17 protein-coding genes are annotated in these 20161 nt (G+C 33.0%); 1 reads left to right on the top strand and 16 read right to left on the bottom strand.

Annotated elements, in window-relative coordinates:
• Nucleotides 1–2 precede the first annotated feature (2 nt).
• The 10 genes from B0A81_RS13950 to B0A81_RS13910 all read right to left on the bottom strand — a co-directional run bounded on the left by B0A81_RS13950 (nt 3) and on the right by B0A81_RS13910 (nt 12197).
• Entirely contained in the window at nt 3–1022 is a 1020-nt protein-coding gene (locus tag B0A81_RS13950; RefSeq protein ID WP_244281425.1) for a DUF2931 family protein, read from the bottom strand.
• 74 nt (nt 1023–1096) lie between these two features.
• The gene (locus B0A81_RS13945) at nt 1097–2500 is read right to left on the bottom strand and encodes a T6SS phospholipase effector Tle1-like catalytic domain-containing protein (RefSeq protein ID WP_089058608.1); all 1404 of its coding nucleotides are present in this window, start codon (nt 2498–2500) and stop codon (nt 1097–1099) included.
• Between the two features lie 4 nt (nt 2501–2504).
• The gene (locus B0A81_RS21645; protein ID WP_164974992.1) at nt 2505–2675 is read right to left on the bottom strand and encodes a hypothetical protein; all 171 of its coding nucleotides are present in this window, start codon (nt 2673–2675) and stop codon (nt 2505–2507) included.
• 10 nt (nt 2676–2685) lie between these two features.
• Nucleotides 2686–4542 carry a phage baseplate assembly protein V gene (locus B0A81_RS13940; RefSeq protein ID WP_089058607.1) on the bottom strand — a complete coding sequence of 619 codons (1857 nt, stop codon included), beginning with the start codon at nt 4540–4542 and terminating at the stop codon, nt 2686–2688.
• 12 nt (nt 4543–4554) lie between these two features.
• Nucleotides 4555–4947: a type VI secretion system tube protein TssD gene (gene tssD, locus B0A81_RS13935; protein WP_089058606.1), complete on the bottom strand. Its 393-nt coding sequence runs from the start codon at nt 4945–4947 to the stop codon at nt 4555–4557.
• A gap of 345 nt (nt 4948–5292) precedes the next feature.
• Nucleotides 5293–6744: a TolC family protein gene (locus B0A81_RS13930; protein WP_089058605.1), complete on the bottom strand. Its 1452-nt coding sequence runs from the start codon at nt 6742–6744 to the stop codon at nt 5293–5295.
• Nucleotides 6737–9904, bottom strand: coding sequence for an efflux RND transporter permease subunit (locus B0A81_RS13925; protein ID WP_089058604.1), 3168 nt, complete (start codon nt 9902–9904; stop codon nt 6737–6739). Before B0A81_RS13925 ends, B0A81_RS13930 begins: the two co-directional genes overlap by 8 nt.
• Nucleotides 9905–9983: 79 nt before the next feature.
• Entirely contained in the window at nt 9984–11066 is a 1083-nt protein-coding gene (locus B0A81_RS13920; RefSeq protein WP_089058603.1) for an efflux RND transporter periplasmic adaptor subunit, read from the bottom strand.
• A 175-nt stretch (nt 11067–11241) separates the two neighbouring features.
• Complete coding sequence (locus B0A81_RS13915) at nt 11242–11613, bottom strand: hypothetical protein (protein WP_089058602.1); 372 nt, start codon at nt 11611–11613, stop codon at nt 11242–11244.
• A gap of 179 nt (nt 11614–11792) precedes the next feature.
• Complete coding sequence (locus tag B0A81_RS13910; protein WP_089058601.1) at nt 11793–12197, bottom strand: GNAT family N-acetyltransferase; 405 nt, start codon at nt 12195–12197, stop codon at nt 11793–11795.
• Between the two features lie 176 nt (nt 12198–12373).
• Here B0A81_RS13910 and B0A81_RS13905 point away from each other — a divergent pair, with 176 nt between their 5' ends.
• Nucleotides 12374–12937 (top strand): outer membrane beta-barrel protein, encoded by a 564-nt coding sequence (locus B0A81_RS13905; protein WP_089058600.1) that lies wholly within the window; start codon nt 12374–12376, stop codon nt 12935–12937.
• Nucleotides 12938–13001: 64 nt separating this feature from the next.
• Here B0A81_RS13905 and B0A81_RS13900 read toward each other — a convergent pair whose 3' ends face one another.
• The 6 genes from B0A81_RS13900 to B0A81_RS13875 all read right to left on the bottom strand — a co-directional run bounded on the left by B0A81_RS13900 (nt 13002) and on the right by B0A81_RS13875 (nt 19793).
• A complete protein-coding gene (locus B0A81_RS13900) occupies nt 13002–13616 on the bottom strand; it encodes a hypothetical protein (protein WP_089058599.1) in 615 nt (204 codons plus the stop codon).
• 132 nt (nt 13617–13748) lie between these two features.
• Complete coding sequence (locus B0A81_RS13895; protein WP_089058598.1) at nt 13749–14141, bottom strand: ACT domain-containing protein; 393 nt, start codon at nt 14139–14141, stop codon at nt 13749–13751.
• Nucleotides 14142–14163: 22 nt separating this feature from the next.
• Nucleotides 14164–15426: an alpha/beta hydrolase-fold protein gene (locus B0A81_RS13890; protein ID WP_089058597.1), complete on the bottom strand. Its 1263-nt coding sequence runs from the start codon at nt 15424–15426 to the stop codon at nt 14164–14166.
• A 326-nt stretch (nt 15427–15752) separates the two neighbouring features.
• On the bottom strand, nt 15753–17624 hold the full coding sequence (locus B0A81_RS13885) for a M1 family metallopeptidase (RefSeq protein ID WP_089058596.1): 1872 nt from the start codon (nt 17622–17624) through the stop codon (nt 15753–15755).
• Between the two features lie 201 nt (nt 17625–17825).
• A complete protein-coding gene (locus tag B0A81_RS13880) occupies nt 17826–19406 on the bottom strand; it encodes an NADP-dependent glyceraldehyde-3-phosphate dehydrogenase (protein WP_089058595.1) in 1581 nt (526 codons plus the stop codon).
• A 75-nt stretch (nt 19407–19481) separates the two neighbouring features.
• Entirely contained in the window at nt 19482–19793 is a 312-nt protein-coding gene (locus B0A81_RS13875; protein WP_071634709.1) for a rhodanese-like domain-containing protein, read from the bottom strand.
• Nucleotides 19794–20161: the final 368 nt, after the last annotated feature.

Here is a 20161-nt window from a genome sequence, read left to right as displayed (position 1 = left end):
TATTAATAAGGATTTGGTTTTGTAAAAGATTCCTGTGATAAAATTGCATCTTTCATATCAACTTCGCTAGATGCTGTTTTTAATTTTATGGATATTCCTTTAGTTTCTCTTGGTTTGGTCTTTCTATCTATTTCTACTACAAATTTTATACTTTCTCCGTCTTTTAAGTTCTCAAAAATGGCTTTGGATTTTTTTTCATCAAAGAAAATATCACTTTCCATGCGCCTATCGTTTACATCGTACCAGACAATATTTATTTTTCTAGGAACAGCGCGTGATTTAATAGGCATAACATTGCCATTCAAACTCAAGAAGATAGATTCAAATTCTCCATTTATATAATTTATAAGAATTGTTTCCACTTTATCTTCTGCTATAACTTGAGGAGTTAAATTATATTCTCTAAAAAGAGTTTCCCAATATCCAAATGGAATTGTGCCGTTTTTAATCTGGTCTAATATTTCTTGTGGCAGATCTTCATTCATATAATCAACATAATCCTTAATCCCTGCTTTGTTTTTCATAGAAGGGTGCGCCATTTCCCAATTAACATTATTATCTTCATGTGCCTGATATTTCCCTACAATGGTCATATTAGATTGGCTAAATACATATAAAACAACCATACCTCCAGGAAACAAGCCTGCATTAATTACAAAATGCCTGTCGATAAAAATTTCACTTTTTTTAGTTTCTTTGTTCCAATATGGTCTTTTACTGCCATTGATCATTAGGGATTCTATTTTATCTGAATCGAGTTTAAAAATTCCCGAATAGCTTTTATTTTCAGTATAAGAAAGCCAAGTAATATCTAAAGTTTTAGGCGATATTCCTTCTGCTTCGCCTGATGAAGAACCGTCATTGTCTCCCAAATTATAGCTATTTATAACATCATCAAAAGGCATATATACATACCCACTTTTTGGAGTGTTCCCAACTATTAAGTGTCCTGAAAAAATTTCAGCAGGGTAATTTTTTGGCGTGCATACTGCCGCACCCCAAGAATATTGTTTTTCTTTCATAGTATTTTGACATGAGATTAAGGTGAAATTAAACAAGATAATGAGCGTAATGCCTTTAGTTATTTTTTTCATATTTATCCAGATATTATTACTCTTTTTCTAATAATATTACTTAGATTATCCATTTGGGGTTCCATACCTACTCCATCCATATTCGCAGAGCAATGCAAAAATTTATTACGCAAATCTGGCAATAGGTAGTAATCGGCAACCATAGTATTAAAATCGTCTATTTCTTTTTGGTTTTTCCATTCTTTTTTTCGTTTTGACTCTATTTGTTCTTTAGTGTAAAATTTTAATTTAGGCTTATTATTAAAGGCATAATCATCTATTCTTTGTTTTACCTTTTTTAATTCGTCTGGAATCATATAATCTTTATCAAGAATTTTGTATTTCCATGGAATTTTAAATTTTCGTTTTCCAAATTCTGCCATTAAGTGAAGAATGACAAAACTATATTCATTACTAAGATTTTCACGTTTCCCTCTTAAATAATAAGGAACTAAAGGAGGCAATTCTTTTAACTGCCCAGGCTTGAACCATCCTTGTTCGAGTACATGCTTTTTTTCTTTTTCAATTATGGGCGCAGATTCTGTAAGTATGACAATTTCTGTTTCACCATTTTTATAGCCTCCTCCAATATCTGAGTGACAGCCAGGCAGTAGTAATTCTATACTATTAGATCCAGCGCTGGCAATGGTCGTTAGTGGGAAATTCTCACGAAACTCGTCTTCTGCTGTTAAATGAACTGTAAAACCAACAGTAGGTATTTTTAATGGTACTTTGTCCTCCTTAATATCATCAAAAACATTATTACCATACGATGATACAGTATCATAAATACCTAAAAACCTAATTTTTATTCGATGTGGCAGAACATTATAACCTAATTTTTTAAAAGCTTTGCCTAAGTATCCTAAATTGTAACTTTCTTTATCACTTATAACTTTCTTTTTATACAGTTCGTTAACAAAAATACGGGCGGCCGCAGCTCCACGGCTAAAACCAAAAACATCTAGATATAAGGTACTTATATTTTTCTCATTTTTACCTTGCAGTTTCTCAACAATATCAAAACACCCCTTTTCTACTTTTTCATATAGTCCTGTTTCGCCTTTACCGTATCCCTGTCCGCGTGTAAAATCACCGTAATAATCGAGTGTTCCGTCATCATTTTTTTTAGGGTTTTTGGTACCAATACCTTCAACATATACAGAATAGTAATGAGAATCACTATCTTTCAAATAAGCTTTTTCTAATCGATCGACATTGCTATTGTCATTACCGTAACTGGTATTGGAACCATCATTATCTGATACAGAACTATTTTTTAAGCTGGGATCTTTTCTTCTTCCTTCAATATTTTCTCTATTGTTTGAAGTTCCATCGAAAAAAACGCCCATGTAAACATCGTTTGCTTCTTTATCATCTTCTTTAGGAGGCGCAAAACGTGGCTCTCCAAATATTATATTCGACATATTTTTATGATTTATTACCTCTAATATTTATTCTTTTATTCGATGCCAAAGTCAAATTTTCTTTGGTAGCAACAATCACTATTTTTCCACTTTCTTCATAAATGGTTTTGGCTGAAGAGATATAGCTGTTTTTAATTTTTATATTTAGGTTTCGAGCTGTTTTATTAATAGCCATAAATTATTTTTTAAAAGAGATTAGATTTTTCGGCACTATTTATTTCTACTGTTTTTTGAGAACTTTCTAACAACATGTTTTCCTGAGTACTAAAAATTTTAACCTCATCGGCAAACTGAGTTGATTCATGAGAACTTCGTTTATAGTTTTCAGTTATATTTTCAGTTTTATTGTCTCCAAATTCATTAATATCACCCTGTGCTATTATACCAATATCATTTCCTGCTTCCTGATTTATATTATTTCCTGCTTCAATCTCAATATTTTCTTTAGCATCTGCTTTTATGTCTCTTCCCGCTTTCATGATAATATCTTCCCCTGCTTCAAGTTCTATATTTTTTGGAGCTTTAAACCTAATGTTTCCGTCTCCATGAATCACGGCTATTGTTTCGCCTTTTTGGCTTTCTATTTTTATGTCGCCTGTAGCATCATCAGTAATAATTCTGTTTCCGCTTCGACTGTGCATTACTGCCTTTATATCATTATTGGGCGTACTGTAACCGCTTTTCTCTTTTCTGCTGGTCATGGTTCCTGTTACAATAGGCAGCTCGGCATTGCCACCTTGAAAGTCTACAAAAACGGTATCGCCTATTTCGGGTATAATGTGAGAACCTCTGGCATCGCCTCCATAATATTGCACTAATGGTATATAAGGAGTTGTTTCGCCTTTTGCTTGCTGCCATGGCATTTGTACTTTTATCCCACTGAGTCCTTCTGGATCTGCGTTTGCCGTTACCACTGCGGTCTGGCTTTTGCACTTTGCAATTAAATCAGGATTTGTTTTGGGTGAGAATGTAGAGCCTGCAAGATTTACGGCTGTAAAATGGTTATGATATCCACCTCCGTCATCACAAATATGCGTTAGTTTGGTCACTCGGTAACTGCTTTCGAGCTGTTTGTCTAAACCTTGTATCAACACATCGTTTCCTATTGTAATGCCGGGAACTTCGCTTGCTGCTTTTACCTGCATCAAACCGCTCATTACAAATCGCATTTTATTTTTCGTATATTTTTCTACAGAACTTCTTCCGTTTGCCCCTGCCGAATTTTGATTGAGCTGCAAGACCGTCTCTTTGGTAAAAACCTGATTGGATTTGTTGATGAAGTTTTGATGAAACCCTTCAACTTCATTTCTGTAATCAAGCGTATTATCTGTGTAATATTCTCCAGCTCTGTTGTCATTTTCTATGGTTTTAAACTGTGTGGGCAGCACTTTCATCTCATAACTAAAATCATGCATGTTAATTCCATAGATTAATTTAGGCTGTAATGGTCCGCCTGCATCGCCAAAAGTTATTTTTCGTCCGTTACTGTAAAACCATTCTCCGTTTTGCATAGCCAGACGATTCAGGAAATCAAAATCGCTTTCGTTATATTGCACAGTATAAGCCAGATTGTTTTCATATAAAGGAATAACTTCCATATCTATATCGTAACCTGTTTTTACTTTATTGACAATATCTGCCATTGACATATTGGTAAACGAATTACACTCTTTTGCGCCATCTAAAAGTATCGATGTACTGTTTCCTTTTATCAACATGATTTTTTCCATGTCTTTGTTTCTGGATTTTTGTATTCTTACATTGGTTACAACTCCATAAAACTGCATGATATAATGGTTAGGATTTGCATCAATCATAAGATCATCCAGACCAGGAAGCGGCTTTATTTCTATGCTTATCTTTTCGCCATATAATCGCTGCGAAGCCGGCATGACACTTTTAAATTCTTCTACCAGCAGATCTTGTCTTACTGCGATCGAAAAGCTGTGATGATCGTGTATTTTTTGAATAATTTTTAATTTACTGAAATTGGTAATGGTGGTTTCACCAATTTTTATAGTCGTTACTGTTTGAAGAGCCATGTTGATTGTGCTTTAAGAATTTTTCCAATTGTTTTCAAATAAGGTATTACCAACTTTTATTTCATTGGATGTAATTAAAATTTCTGTGGTCATAGGAACTGTTCCTTCGCTTCTAAAACGCTTCTGGAAAGAAATGCAATAGGCTTTTTTAAAAATTACATTTTTCATGGTACTCATAGCATCACGACGATAAAAAATAACTTTACCATCTTTAGTGCTGGTGTGCGAAACCATCCAATCTGAAAATAAATCGGTGTGTGTGCTCTCGACAACAATCCTAACTTGACCGCCTTTTACTTTGTTGGCAGGTTTTCCGTTATTATCTACGCTTTGATTGAAAGTGACATCAAATTCTAAAACATTAAACACTTCATTGTCTAATTCTAATTTGGCTAAAAAACTCATATTTATAGGTATTGATTATTTTACAGGTTTTGTAGATTTACCTTAATCAATTATGAGAAGTGGTATTTAAGTAAATAAATTATTACATATTTATAAAGTAAATATATTAAATATATTAAATAGTTTAAAATAAATAAGAAAAATATTAAATTTAATAATAGGGAGAAATTTAAAAGGCATAAAAAAACCCCGAAAACTAATAATAGCTCCCGAGGTTTAGGCTCACTTTTTCAGATCGGTGAATTGCAAATACAAAATAATTTTCTTACAAAAAATATATTCTTAAAAAAGCCTTTCAGAACTTCACTTCCGAAAGGCTTTTTTTCTACAAATTAACAGGCAAAATTATTTCCATCCGCCGCCCAAGTCTCTGTAAACATGGACTGCAGCATTTAATTGTTCTTTTTTAGTATCTACCAATTCTAGTTTGGCTTCTAATGCATCACGCTGCGTCATCAAAACTTCGAAATAATCTACTCTTGCCGACTTAAACAAATCGTTTGAAACGTCTATTGAAGTATTTAAAGCGTCTACTTGTTTTGATTTAAGATCGTAACCTTTTTGAAGATTCTGAATTTTAGACAATTGATTTGAAACTTCTAAATAAGCATTTAAAACCGTTCTATCATAATTATACAACGCTTGAAGCTGTCTTGCATTTGCACTCGCAAATTCCGCTTTAATTGCATTTCTGTTAATCAAAGGTGCCACAAGATCGCCTGCCAATGAATATAAAAGCGATTCTGGCATGGTAAACAAATAAGAAGGTTTAAATGCATTTACTCCAATTGCTGCTGTAATATCTAAAGAAGGATAAAACTCAGCACGAGCTACTTTTACATCTAATTTTGATGCTACTAATTCTAATTCTGCTTGCTTCACATCTGGGCGATTCGCTAACAATTGTGATGGAATTCCAGAACTTACAACAGCCGGCAATAAACTTAAGAAATTAGTATTGCTTGTTCTTTTAATTTCCTGCGGATATCTTCCAAGCAAAAAGTTGATCTTGTTTTCAGCTTCTTTTATCTGTTGTAGAATATCAAACTCCATACTTTGTGAAGTTAAAACCTCAGCTTCAAATTTCTTAACTCCTAACTCAGTTGCTCTTGCCGCCTGCTTTTGAATTTTTACAATTTCTAAAGCATTTGTCTGTAATTTTATCGTTTGTTTTACAATATCCAACTGATTATCTAAAGCCATTAATTCATAATAAGAATCGGCAACTTCAGCGATGAGGTTTGTAATCACAAAGTTTTTACCTTCAACGGTTGCTAAATATCTGTTTAAAGCTGCTTTTTTAGAATTACGCAGTTTTTTCCAAATATCTACTTCCCAATTTGCATACGCTGAAATGGTAAAATCTCCAAGTGGATCCGGCATTTCTTTACCAGGCTTAATTTCGGTAGAAGCATCACCTGCACCTTGACTGGTATATCTACCCACTTTTTCTACTCCAGCACCGGCGCGAACACCAACTGTTGGTAATAAAAGTCCTTTCTTTACACGAATATCGTTCTTTGCGATTTCGATTTCCTGTAAAGTAATGTTTAACTCTTGATTGTTCTTCAGTGCAACATCAATTAAATCTACAAGATTCTGATCTTTAAAGTAATCTTTCCAAGCTAAAGCGGCTGTATTATTATTTGCATCCTGAGTTGGTGCTGTTGTTCCAAATGACTCAGGAACTGGTGTGCTTGTAGTTATTGCTGCCTCAGGCGCAGGGGCTTTACACCCTGCAACCGTAAGACAAATACCTAATGCAATACCATATTGATATGATTTGAATTTATACATGATTGTTGTCAATTTCTTCTGTTAATGGATTTTCTTCTTCATGTTTTACCAGTTTGTGTTTCTCGGCAATTTTGGCAAAAATGAAATACAAGCCTGGAATTACAAATACACCGCAAATAGTTCCTATAAGCATACCTCCAGCGGCTGCAGTACCAATTGTTCTGTTACCAATTCTACCTGGACCTGTTGCAAATGTAAGCGGCAATAATCCCGCGATAAAAGCAAATGAAGTCATTAAAATTGGACGGAACCTTGCTTTTGCACCTTCCATAGCTGCATCTAAAACCGACTTACCAGCTGCGTGTCTTTGTATCGCGAACTCTACAATCAATACGGCATTTTTACCTAATAAACCAATAAGCATTACCATAGCAACTTGTGCATAAATATTATTCTCTAATCCTGTTAGTTTTAATAAAAGGAACGCTCCAAAAATACCTGCAGGCAATGAGAAAATCACTGATAATGGCAGAATAAAACTCTCATATTGAGCTGCTAAAACTAAGTAAACGAATCCTAAACAAATTAAGAATACCCAAATAGCTTGATTTCCTTGAGCAACCTCATCAGCAGAAATACCTGCCCAGTCAATGTCATAACCTCTTGGCAATTTTTTAGCAGCAACTTCCTGAATAACTTTAATCGCTGTACCAGAACTGTAACCCGCAGCAGGAGAACCACTAATTTGTGTAGAAGTGTACATATTATGACGTGTAATTTCCGAAAGTCCGTACACTTTTTCTAATTTCATGAAAGCAGAAAAAGGCACCATTTCATCACGATTGTTTTTCACGTACAGTTTTAGAATATCATCTGGCTGCGCGCGATACTCTGGTGAAGCTTGAACAATTACTTTATAGTTAATACCAAATTTGATAAAACTAATTTCGTAGTTACTTCCCACAAGTGTTGACAAAGTATTCATGGCGTTTTCGATCGAAACACCTTTTTGCTGTGCCAAGTCATTATCGACTTTCATCATGTATTGAGGGAAACTAGAACTATAAAAACTAAATACGTTTGATAATTCTGGCTGTTTGTTCAATTCAGCAACAAAATCGTTATTTACCTGTTCCATTCTCTTATAATCTACAGAACCGGTTTTATCCAATAAACGGAGCTCAAACCCTCCAGCAGCACCATATCCAGGTACAGCAGGCGGTTGGAAAAATTCGATATTAGCACCTGTAATATCTTTACATTTTTCCTCCATTTCATGCATAATCTCAACAACAGATTCTTTTCGATCATTCCAGTCTTTCAAGTTAACCAAACACGTTCCAGAGTTTGCTCCTGTACCTTCAGACAAAATTTCATAACCTGCCAATGAAGAAACTGATTTCACTCCGTCGATATCTTCGGCAATTTTTTGAACTCGCTCAGCAATATTATTAGTTCTTTCTAAAGAAGAACCTGGAGGTGTCTGAATCACAGCATAAAACATTCCCTGATCTTCATTAGGAATAAATCCTGAAGGAACAGTACTGCTTATTATCCATGTTCCAGCACAAAAAACTAAAAGCGCAACAATAGTAACGACTCTTCTATTAACAATTTTACCTAATAGATTTTGGTATTTACCTTGTGCTAAATTGAACTTTTCGTTAAAAGCATCTATAAATCTATTTGCTGGTGTTTTCTTTTTAGGCTGGCCATGATTATTTTTTAACATCATCGCACAAAGTGCTGGTGTCAATGTTAAAGCCACAATACCAGAAAGTATGATTGCAGTTGCCATCGTTACAGAGAATTGTCTGTAAAATACTCCAACAGGACCTGACATAAATGCAACTGGAATAAATACTGCCGCCATTAAGAATGTAATTGCAATAATCGCTCCTGCAATCTCGTGCATCGCTTTTTTAGTTGCTTTAAATGGCGAGAGATGTTCTTCTTCCATCTTGGCGTGAACGGCTTCGATAACCACAATTGCATCATCGACGACGACTCCAATTGCCAAAACCAAAGCAAATAACGTAATCAAGTTTAATGAAATATCGAAGAATGTCATGAACACAAAAGTTCCTATCAACGATACTGGTACTGCAATTGCAGGAATAACTGTTGAACGCCAGTCTCCTAAGAAAAGGAAAACTACTAAACCTACCAGAATAAATGCTTCAACTAAAGTATGGATTACTTTTTCGATAGATGCATCTAAGAATTTAGAAACGTCATAAGAAATTTCATAATCCATTCCTTTTGGAAATCTTGTTTTAATTTTTTCCAGTTTAGCTTTAACTTCTTCAATAACCTGATTTGCATTACTTCCAAAAGATTGTTTTAATACAATAGCAGCAGATGGTTTTCCATTCAAATTTGAATAAATATCATACATCGAGCTTCCAAACTCAATTTTGGCAACATCTTTCAATCGTAAAAGCTCACCATTTGAATTTGCTTTTACCACAATATTCTCATATTGCTCTTTTGTTGTAAAACGCCCTGAATATTTCAATACATATTCAAATGCTTGAGAACGTTTACCAGAACTTTCTCCTGTTTTACCTGGAGAAGCTTCTAAACTCTGACTAGATAATGCTTCCATTATCTCATCGGCAGAAATTTTATAAGCCAGCATACGATCTGGTTTCAACCAAATACGCATAGCATATTCACGTGTTCCTAAGATATCTCCAGAACCAATACCATTTACCCTTTTTAATTCAGAAAGTACGTTGATATCAGCATAGTTATATAAGAACTTCATATCGGTATTTTTGTCTGTACTGTAAAGATTCACGTACATCAACATACTCGGTACTTCTCGTGTAATTTTAATACCTTCTCTAATAACTAACGGAGGTAATTTATTGGTAACCGAAGCTACACGGTTTTGAACGTTAATTGCGGCCTGATTTGGATCTGTTCCTAAATTAAATACAACTTTTATAGTCGCTTCACCATCATTTCCGGCATCAGAAGCCATATATTTCATTCCAGGAACTCCATTTAAGGCTCTTTCTAACGGAATAACAACTGCCTTGATCATCAACTCACCATTCGATCCAGGATAATCTGCAGTAACATTCACCATTGGCGGTGAAATTGTAGGGAATTGGGTAATAGGTAAATTTAATACAGACAATACCCCTAAAAAGACAATTATCAGCGATATCACTATCGACAATACTGGTCTTTGAATAAATTTATTAAACATTTTTATATTTTTTAAATGATTAAACTAAAAAGGAAATCAATATGTTAACAGCTCATTTTTAAAAACTGAACACTAAAATTTACTCTGCTTTTAAGCGCAGGTTATTAATTACCTTTTCAGGAGATTCAAATCCGTATTTAATTTTGTCTTTCTCTTTTACTTTCTGAACACCTTCAAGCAAGATTTTATCATTCTCAGTAAGTCCGCTTTTTATCACATACAAATCAGGAATTTCCCCAGTAATTGTAATTTCTTTAGAAGTCACTCTATCATTTTTATCCACTATAAAAACATACTTTTTATCTTGAATTTCGTAAGTCGCTTTCTGCGGAATTACAATAGCATTTTTCAACGGAACGTTCATTTGAACTTGTCCAGTTTCTCCGTTACGAAGCAGTTTTCCTGAGTTTGGGAATCTCGCTCTAAAAGCAATATTTCCAGTTTCGTTGTTAAACTCACTTTCGATAACTTCTACATTACCTTTTTCTTTAAAAGTATCACCATTTGCCAAAACCAAATTCACTTTATTGGCCGCACGGTCACTAACATTTGTTTGGTATTGAATATATTCTGGTTCAGAAACATTGAAGTAAGCAAACATTTGACTGTTGTCTGAAAGGCTTGTTAATAATTCCCCTTCATCGATAAGGCTTCCTAATTTTAAAGGAATTCTATCGATCGTTCCGTCAAATGGAGCTCTGATTTCTGTGAATGATAAATGTAATTTTGCCAATGCTACTTCTGCTTTTGCAGATTGTAATTTAGCTTGAGCCACACTTAATTCGTTTTTAGAAACGATGTTTTTGTCTGCTAATAATTTAGCATTTTGCAATTCGATTTCTACTGATTTTTGTTCTGCCTGCGCTTTAAGTAATTCTGCCTGATACATATTTGGCATAATTCTGAACAATAACTGACCTGCTTTTACAAACTGGCCTTCATCAACGTAAATATTCTGTAAAAACCCTTTTTCCTGGGCACGGATTTCGATATTTCGAACAGATTTAATCTGCGAAACATATTCTTTAGTAAACGAAGTGTCTATTCTAACGGGATTTGTAACCGTGAATTTTTCTGCTTCTTCTTTCTCTTCTTTTTTAGATGTACAGCTAGTTAAGCACACTAAGGCCATAAAGCCTGTGAACAAGATAATTCTTTTCATGATTTAGTTTGGAAATTAAGCGATTGAATGCTTGGAATAAAAATTCCTTTTGGATGATTAAATGCATCAGCCAGCCTTGGTCAGAACTTAACTTTCATATAAGAAGAAGTAAAAAATAAATATACATCAACGAGATATGCAGATCACGACTAGGTAACCGATGTATACTTTAAAATCAAATTCTTAATACTCGTTGAGTAATATAGATAGGATTTGAATGCCCAAAGAGGGGCGTAGAAATTTTTAAACGATTGGAATCATTCGCTGCAGACTGATCTGAAAGTGCCAGATATAAAGTGTCTACCAAACTGTACGAAGCAGTAAAAAACTTATTCGTAAGTAAATTTGTATCATCATTTCCCAGAAGATCTTCTTCAAGATCAATATCAGCATCTTCAATTATTGAAGTTCCGCGATCTTGATTTGTAAATTTAACTCTGTGTTTTTGTTGAAGATGATGATGAGAAAAAGTATTAGCATTAAGATATTGGCCTCCGCCTAACAGAAGCAAATTCATGAATACTAGAAATACTATTAACTTTCTCATTTGGGTGCGAAAGTAATAAAAGTATTAAAACAAAAAAAGGTTTTTTAACAAGGTTTAACACTTATATAAAACGAAAACGTTTTCATTAATTTAATATTCAACTATTTTATTGAAAAACTTACTTTTTTTGAAAGACTATTTTTTTACCCTGTTGCAAATCAAACATTTATAAAACCATACTAAAATAGAATTTCCATTATTGTAAATTCCTGTCCCGCTTTGCTAAAAATCTTAAAAGTATCTTTCATTCCAAATTTCTCATAAAATGATTTTTTATTGCTTCTGGCATTACACCAAACTTTATTTAGATTCTTTTCTTTTGCAAATTGTAAAATATGCTTTAAAAGATGAGAAGCAATTCCTTTTCCCTGATATTCCTCCAAAGTTGCTAATTTTCGAAATTGCATTTCTTCTCCAACTATAAAACAAGAAACTATAGAAACTAATTTATCCTCAATAAAAACTCCAAAATGAAATCCTGAATTGTCCTCTTCAAGTTGTACAAATTCAAAAGGCTGATCTGGCCACATTACATTGTGCCTAATATTCCAAGTTTCCGCCGCTGTAATTTCTTTAATTTCCATTGTTTGATTATTTAAAAAACAAATTTACATGAATTTTCAATTTCTATTCTTTCATCTAGAATAAGATGTACTATTCTAATAATCAATAGAACTCATAAAAAAAAGAAAGAAAAAACTTCTAGTATAATTAATTAATATCTACTTTTATAGTATCTAAAAACAAATAAAAACCAGTTATGAAAAAATTCATTTTAGCATTATTTTTATGCGTTAGTATGAACAGTTTTGCACAATTGATACAATTTGGACCTCAGGTTTCTTACAATATCACTTCTCCTATTTCAAGTGATTACAGCTCAAAAAGCTCAGGAACTGCAATGGGTGTTGCGGGATTTGCAAGAGTAAATTTGTTACTTTTTTATGGTCAGGGAGAGTTAGGATACACACAATCTAAATTCAGCCTTTCGCAAACTGGAGCCAGCAGCACTGATTATGAACTATCTGGAACAGATGCTACTCTTATTGCGGGCTTTAAAGTGGTTCCATTAGGGAAATTAGGAAATATTCGCATTTTTGCAGGTTACAACTGGAAAAACTATTCGAGCATTAAAACTAACAATAACCTTAATTTAATTGCAATCGAAAAGAACAACAGCAGTATTCTTGGCGGAGTTGGGGTTGATTTATGGAAACTTACTTTAGATTATCGCTATCTGGCAGGAATATCAGATCTTGACCCTTCTGGTGCAAGTTTAAAAACTGGTATTTCAAACTTCTCACTAGGCTTTAAGTTTTTATAATATAAAAAAAGAGAATCTATTATAATAGATTCTCTTTTTTACTTTTGCAAAGTATTGACTTATACTATATTCTTGAGAAGTATTTCTCTAAGTTACCGTCTGTAATTTTGCTAAAACCTTTTTCATTTTGGCTCCCAATATTTACGACATGGAGTACTTTAGATTTTTCATCAACAGAACAGCTCCAAATTGTACCATCTGACAAAATAATTGCAGAGAATAAACAATCTGATTTATCTTTATTATAATAAACCAGGTTCTCTTTTTTAACAAGCTTTTTTACTTTTGATTTACGATCTTGTTCAAAAAATAAAATTTCATTCTGATTTATTTCTACCAGCTCGTCAACCGTTTTATTTTTAAAACTATTTTGAGCATCAAGAGTCCAACTTGGTTTATCGCCTGTCATTAACCAAGTTCCGTATGCCTTCTCTAAAATATTACTTCTAAGAATTTCTTTTAAAGTATCAATTCTTTTTAAAGACTCTTGCCCTATTTCATTTTCAGGCTTAAGTTTTGAAGCAATTGAAAATTGATCCAATGCATTTGGGTAATCTAAATTTTTCAAATAAGAAAGGGCAAGTTCGTATTTGTTTTTTTGAAATTTACATTTGGCATCGTTCTGTGCTGTGTTTTTCATCGAAATAAACAGAACAATTAAAAGTAGGATTTTTTTCATTAATTAAAATATGTAGGTTATTTTTTATTTTTTTACAAAAGTAACAATAAAAAGAGATACAATAAATGATATTCTCCATTATTAACATATTTACCTCCTAAAAACAATGAATCTCAAGATAATTTTCCAAAATTACTTTGAAAACGAACTTAAAATCTCCATTGCTCTTACGGTATCTTTTTTATCAATAAAAATATGATCATGATAATACGCCGCAACAACATTACAGCTTATTTCGTGTTCTGAAAGAGCATTAGAAAATGCTGCTGTCAATCCAATTGCTTCTAACGAGGAATGAACGGAGAGTGTTATCCATGACATTACCACAGAATATTCTAAATTTAATTTTTCTGCATTTTCTTTTTTTAAAATTAGTGTGAAAGCCTCTTTCTCTTTAAAAAGCATTTCAATTTCATTTAGATTTATATTCTCAACCTTTTCAATTTTACAAAAAACATAATCACCCAAGTTGTGTTCGGGCTTCATGTTTTTAAGCAATTTCTGTAAATCTTTTTCTCCTGACATTTTACTTAGTATTAAAGATTAATTATTTCAATAGTCGATCTATTTTTTCTTTCGTTTCTGGAAAATCTTTATCTAAAACGAGCACTTTTTTATAACTAGATATTGCATTTTCTTTCTCGCTATTTGCAGCATAAAAATCTCCAAGTGAATCATAAACATTCGGACTTTGCGGATAATTGGCAACATTCAATTTAAATAAATATCCCGCCAATTCCATATTTTTTTTACCAAGCGATTGATACGCATAAGCATTAACTGTACTTTCTGGTACACTTACTGTGTAACCTAAATGCTTTGAAACATCGGAAAAATGTTTCTCAATTTTGGTAAAAACAGCTTTATTGAAATTGATTCGATCTGATATGGAAAGTTTTAATTGATTAAATTTAAATATAAAACGAATAGCATCGTAAGTTGCAATTAAGGGCACTGAACCATGATTGTCATCGTTATAATATTTATACCCATAATTAAGATTGCTTTTTTTATTCTTATTCAAAAAATCATTAAAATCTAAAATCGATCTAATGTGTCTCGTAAAAACCGTAGTATCTCTTCTTACCTTTACGATATTCATGTTTTCATCCATTGTGTTGGCTGCTGCCATAAACAGAGAAACATTCGATAAATTCTTCGTTTCTATTTTTTTTGTTGTTGCCGCTAAAAATTTTTGATGATCCCACCACATACTAGGATCAATAGCCGCATACGAGTTGAATAGATTAGTATGATTGGTTAAGATATTTATAGCCGTTAACCCTCCAAATGAATGTCCTATTAAGGTTTTATAAGGTGCTGTCGGATATTTAGTATCGATATACGGAATTAACTCTTTTTCGAGAAATGCTGCGAAGTTTTCGCCGCCGCCAGATTGCTCGCTTAAATTTTTAGGCACAAACGGAAGATCTACATCTGAATGTGTTGGAGTTAAATCACGATTTCTATTTGTATTTGTGATTCCTACAACAATCATTTCAGGACAATTTGTGTTGCCGTTAATCTCACTTAGCTGTTCAATTATTCCAACAGTTGAGGTAAAATGTGCATCGCCGTCAAGCAGATAAACAACAGGATATTTTTGTTTTGCAAATCCTGTTTTTTGAGCACTTCTTGGAAGATGTATCCATATTTTTCTATTCTCATTCAAAACTTTGGAAAAAATACTATCCACTGTTCCAATTTCGATTTTCGTTTTGCTTTGAGCAAATCCAATAGTTGTCAGCATAAAAAGAACAAATACTGCTATTTGTTTTTTCCTTAAAATATTCTGTAAACTTATTTTCATAATTGATTGTGTTTATTTTGAATAATAAAAAATTCTGCATTAATCCTGATGAAGGATTTAATTACTTTGTCTACTCGCTTCACTCGGATCTTAAATATTTTATTTAAACACATAGAAACTTAGATTTTACGCCTAGAAAAGAACACAAAAAGAAACACATTTCTTTCACATAGACATGCTCTGTGTATTTTAATTAAGTAAAACGCCTTTTTTATAAGTAAGAGCCTATGTTTCTATGTGTTAAAATTAATTACTCCTAACCGATTATTCTAAATTAATAAAAAAAAAGCCGTCTTAAAATTAAAAAAGACGACTTGTTTTATTTATTAGTTAGCTGGCCAGCTATTATTTATTGGTGTTGCATCCATAAAAATACCACCATCCAAAGTAACTTTTTTAATTTGCTTTTTAGTATTAATCGTTACTCTTGCTGTTTTTTGATTTCTCTCCCAAACTGCAGGAGTTTGATGAAACGTTTCGGCTGAGTTATCTTCATAAATCACATTCACATCAAACGGAATCGCAAAACCTCCTGGATTTGTTATAGTGACAACATTTTTTGAAACTTCTTTTATAGAAATATCTATATAATTGTTTGTAAAAAACCAGTTATTGAAAAACCAATTCAAGTTTTTTCCTGAACCTGTATTCATCGAATAAAAATAATCCCACGGAATTGGATGCTTTCCGTTCCAAGTATCCATATAATGATGAAGCGATTTTTTAAACAAATCATCTCCAAGTAAATCCTTTAAAGCTAAATAAGAAAGAGATGCTTTTCCGTATGAATTGTTTCCATATCCTGCACCAGAAACTTGTGTAGACATTGAAATTATTGGCTGATCTTCTTCTGTCGATAAATCGGTAATGTATTTTTTTACTCTAAATCCTTTGTAAAATTTATCCGCAGCATCTTTTCCATGTTCAGCAATTTTAATCAGATATTCAAAAGTTGTAGCCCAGCCTTCATCCATAAAAGCATAACGCGTTTCGTTGATTCCCATAAAAAACGGAAAATAAGTATGTGCTACTTCATGATCTTGAACCAATTGTGCTAATAGAGGATCTCCCATATGAGAATCGTTACACATCATTGGATATTCCATGTCTGCAAAACCTTGAAAAGCTGTCATTTTAGAATATGGATATGGAATTCCAGGCCAATGATTTGAAAACCAATCTAAAGCAAACTGATTATTTTTAACTGAATTTACAAAATCAGTTCCAGTGATATTATAAGCAGCTTGAACGCTTGCACGTCGATTTGTTTTTTTATCAACCAAAACACTGCTGGCATCCCATAAATAGTGATCGCTTAAACCAAAACAAACATCAGTAATATTGTTTGCTTCAAATTTCCAGACATTCCAATCGTTTTGTTTCGTTACGATTCCGCTTTTCATTTCCTGCTCATTTGCAATATGCAGAATTTCATCTGTCACATATGATTTTTTCAAACGTGCAGCAAACTCTGGCTGCAAAACCTCATCAGGATTCAAGAAATCTCCTGTTGCATAAACCACATAATTTTTAGGCGCTTTTACAGAATAGGTATAATCATTAAAATCGTTGTAAAATTCCTGACGATCTGTATGAGGTATTCTGTCCCAGCCATTATAATCATCAAAAACCGAAACTCTAGGATAACTGTAAGCTGCAAAAAATGTAGTTTCGTCGATTTGCCCTTCTCTTCCGCTTTCTTTTGATAAAGGATAATTCCAATCTATATTAATGGTAACTTTAGATTGCGGCGCGATTGCTTTTTTTAGTTTAACATTTCCAACAGTTCCCCAGTTTCTAGCATCTTCTTTATAAACTTCATTATCCACTTTTAGAGAAGTAATCGTTAATCCGCTGCTTAAAAAATCATCGCTTACATCGCCTCCTCTTGGTGAAGTTGGTTTATGCAGATTATTTACAAATCGAATAACAAGATTATCTAATGATTTATTACTGTTATTCTCGTAAACAATAGTTTCTGTTCCGCTTACTACTTTTGTTTTAGCATCTACGGTAATATCCATTGTATATTTTCCATGATTCTGCCAATAATTTTTTCCCGGCTTTCCGTCCATAGAACGAGTTCCTTTTTCGTAAGCTTCTTTTATATTTCTAGGCATATAAAGTTCTTGTGCAAAGCCTGTTTGCGTCAAAAACAAAAAAGCAATAAATGCAATACGTAATAATCTTTTATTCATAAACTGGTTTTTGATTTGATAATTTAAATTGATTTATATAAGACCCAATTTTCAAAACAATGTTACAAAACTTTATAAAATTACAATTAAAAAAAACATAGCACCAAAGCTTCTTAGTTCTTATAGAGTCAGTTAAAAATAAAAACCGCCCAATTCTAGAAAGAAAAGGACGGTATCTACAATTAATATATAACCTTGATGCTACAAAATATAATCGGTATTTATAAAATTTGATTCTTTGCTGTTTAGCAATTCCTGCAGAATTTCATTGTTATAAGCGATATCTTTTGAAGCGACAAACGTACGAATTGAGAAAGAACGCAAAGCATCTGGAATACTTAAAGTACCCACTGCAGAATCTTTACGACCTGTAAATGGAAAGGCATCTGGTCCTCTTTGACAAGAACTGTTGAGGTTTACTCTGCAAACCAAGTTTACTAAAGCATCAATAAGCGGCGCAAGAGTTTTAATATCTTTCCCGAACAAACTTACCTGCTGTCCGTAATTTGATTCAGCCATATCTTCTAAAGGTTCTTTAATATCTTTAAAAGAAATAATTGGAACTACAGGACCAAACTGTTCTTCATGGTAAACGCGCATTTTGCTGTTTACTGGATATAAAACGGCTGGAAAAATGTAATTATCAGTATGTTTTCCGCCTTTTTCATTCAAGATCTCAGCTCCTTTGTGAACTGCATCATCGATTAATCCTTGAATATAATGCGGTTTATCTGTTTCTGGAAGCGGTGTTAAAGACACTCCTTTTTCCCATGGATTTCCAAATTGTAATGCATCAACTTTTTCAGAGAATCTTTTATTAAATTCTTCTCTAATTGATTCATGAACATATAAAACTTTTAATGCCGTACATCTTTGTCCGTTAAAAGATAAAGTTCCGGTAATACATTCTTGAATTGCCAAATCTAAATCGGCATCAGGTAAAATAATCGCGGGGTTTTTAGCTTCTAAACCTAAAATCAAACGCAATCTGTTTTTATTTGGATGCTGATCCTGCAAAGCAATTGCCGATTTACTGTTTCCAATTAATGCTAAAACATCAATTTTACCAGATTTCATAATTGGAGAAGCTACTTCACGACCACGACCATAAACGATATTGATAACCCCTTTTGGAAAACTGCTTCTGAAAGCTTCTAACAATGGCGAAATACATAAAACACCATGTTTAGCCGGCTTAAAGATCACAGTATTTCCCATAATTAAAGCGGGAATCAATAAAGAGAAGGTTTCATTTAAAGGATAGTTGTAAGGTCCAAGACACAACACAACGCCAAGAGGTCCACGACGAATCATGGCATTCACACCTTGTACTTTTTCAAAATGCGAACTGCGTCCGTTTAATTCTTTATAACTTGCAATAGTATCATAAATATATTCAACCGTTCTATCAAACTCTTTTTGAGAATCACCCAATGATTTTCCAATTTCCCACATCAAGTACTTCACGACTTCCTCGCGGGTTTCTTTCATTTGATTAACGAAATTCTCCATACACTTAATACGGTCAGCAACTTTCATTGTTGGCCATAAACCTTGCCCTTTATCATAAGCAGCATTTGCAGCTTCAACTACTTCTGCAGCTTCAGTTTCTCCCATAAATGGAATAGACCCCAATAAAGTAGGTGTATATTTTTCTGTAGAAGAAATCGTCGAAAACACCGGCGTAGTTTGTCCTGACCAATGTTTTAATTCTCCATTTACAAGGTAAGTATCTTGATTTATCAGGGATTTAATTTCAAATTCTTCGGGTATTAAACTCATAATTTGGTTGTTTATTATTTGGTTATTAATAGCATTATAATGAAAAAAGAGGCTTTAATTGCCTCTTCTTCTCTTTTATGGTTGTACGGTTTCGCCTTCCCAATCCAGTATACCACCAAGCAGATTATAGGCATTTTCGATACCTAATTCGTTCATAATCTGACAAGCTTTGGCACTTCTCGCTCCAGAACGACAATACACATAGTAATTTTTGTTTTTATCTAATTCTTCAATTTCATAAATAAAACCCTGACCTTTATTGATATCAATGTTTAAAGCATTTTCAATATAGCCATCATTAAATTCGTCCTCAGTTCTTACGTCCAGTATAACTGCATTCTCGTCAGCAGCCAGCTGATTAACCCAATCTTCTTGTGATAAATTCATAATAAATGTGTTTTTGTAAAATTACGACGTTTCTACTCATGAAAAACGTACCAAATGCGATTTCGATTATTATTCTCAGAAAACGTTTTAGAGAAATTATTATAATCAGTGAAAGGCAAATTTACTCACTATTTTTAAAAATATAACCTATAAAATCGATAGAAAATAGGATTTTTTCATTTAAGCAAAATACCTGTTAATTATAATTTTACCACAATTAATGCCAGCAGAATCCATTATCTTTGTAAAAAATTATAATTTTTTATTCGATTTTGACAATAATACCAGTCGAAAATTTCACAATTTCTCATGAATTAATTAGTGTGAATTTGTGAAATTCACGGCAAAAAAAAGATACAATGCAACAT

The organism is Flavobacterium plurextorum, assembly GCF_002217395.1.
Classification (GTDB): Bacteria; Bacteroidota; Bacteroidia; order Flavobacteriales; family Flavobacteriaceae; genus Flavobacterium; species Flavobacterium plurextorum.
The sequence above is the reverse complement of the archived record's forward strand: the minus strand, read 5'-3'. Positions and strand labels throughout refer to the sequence as shown.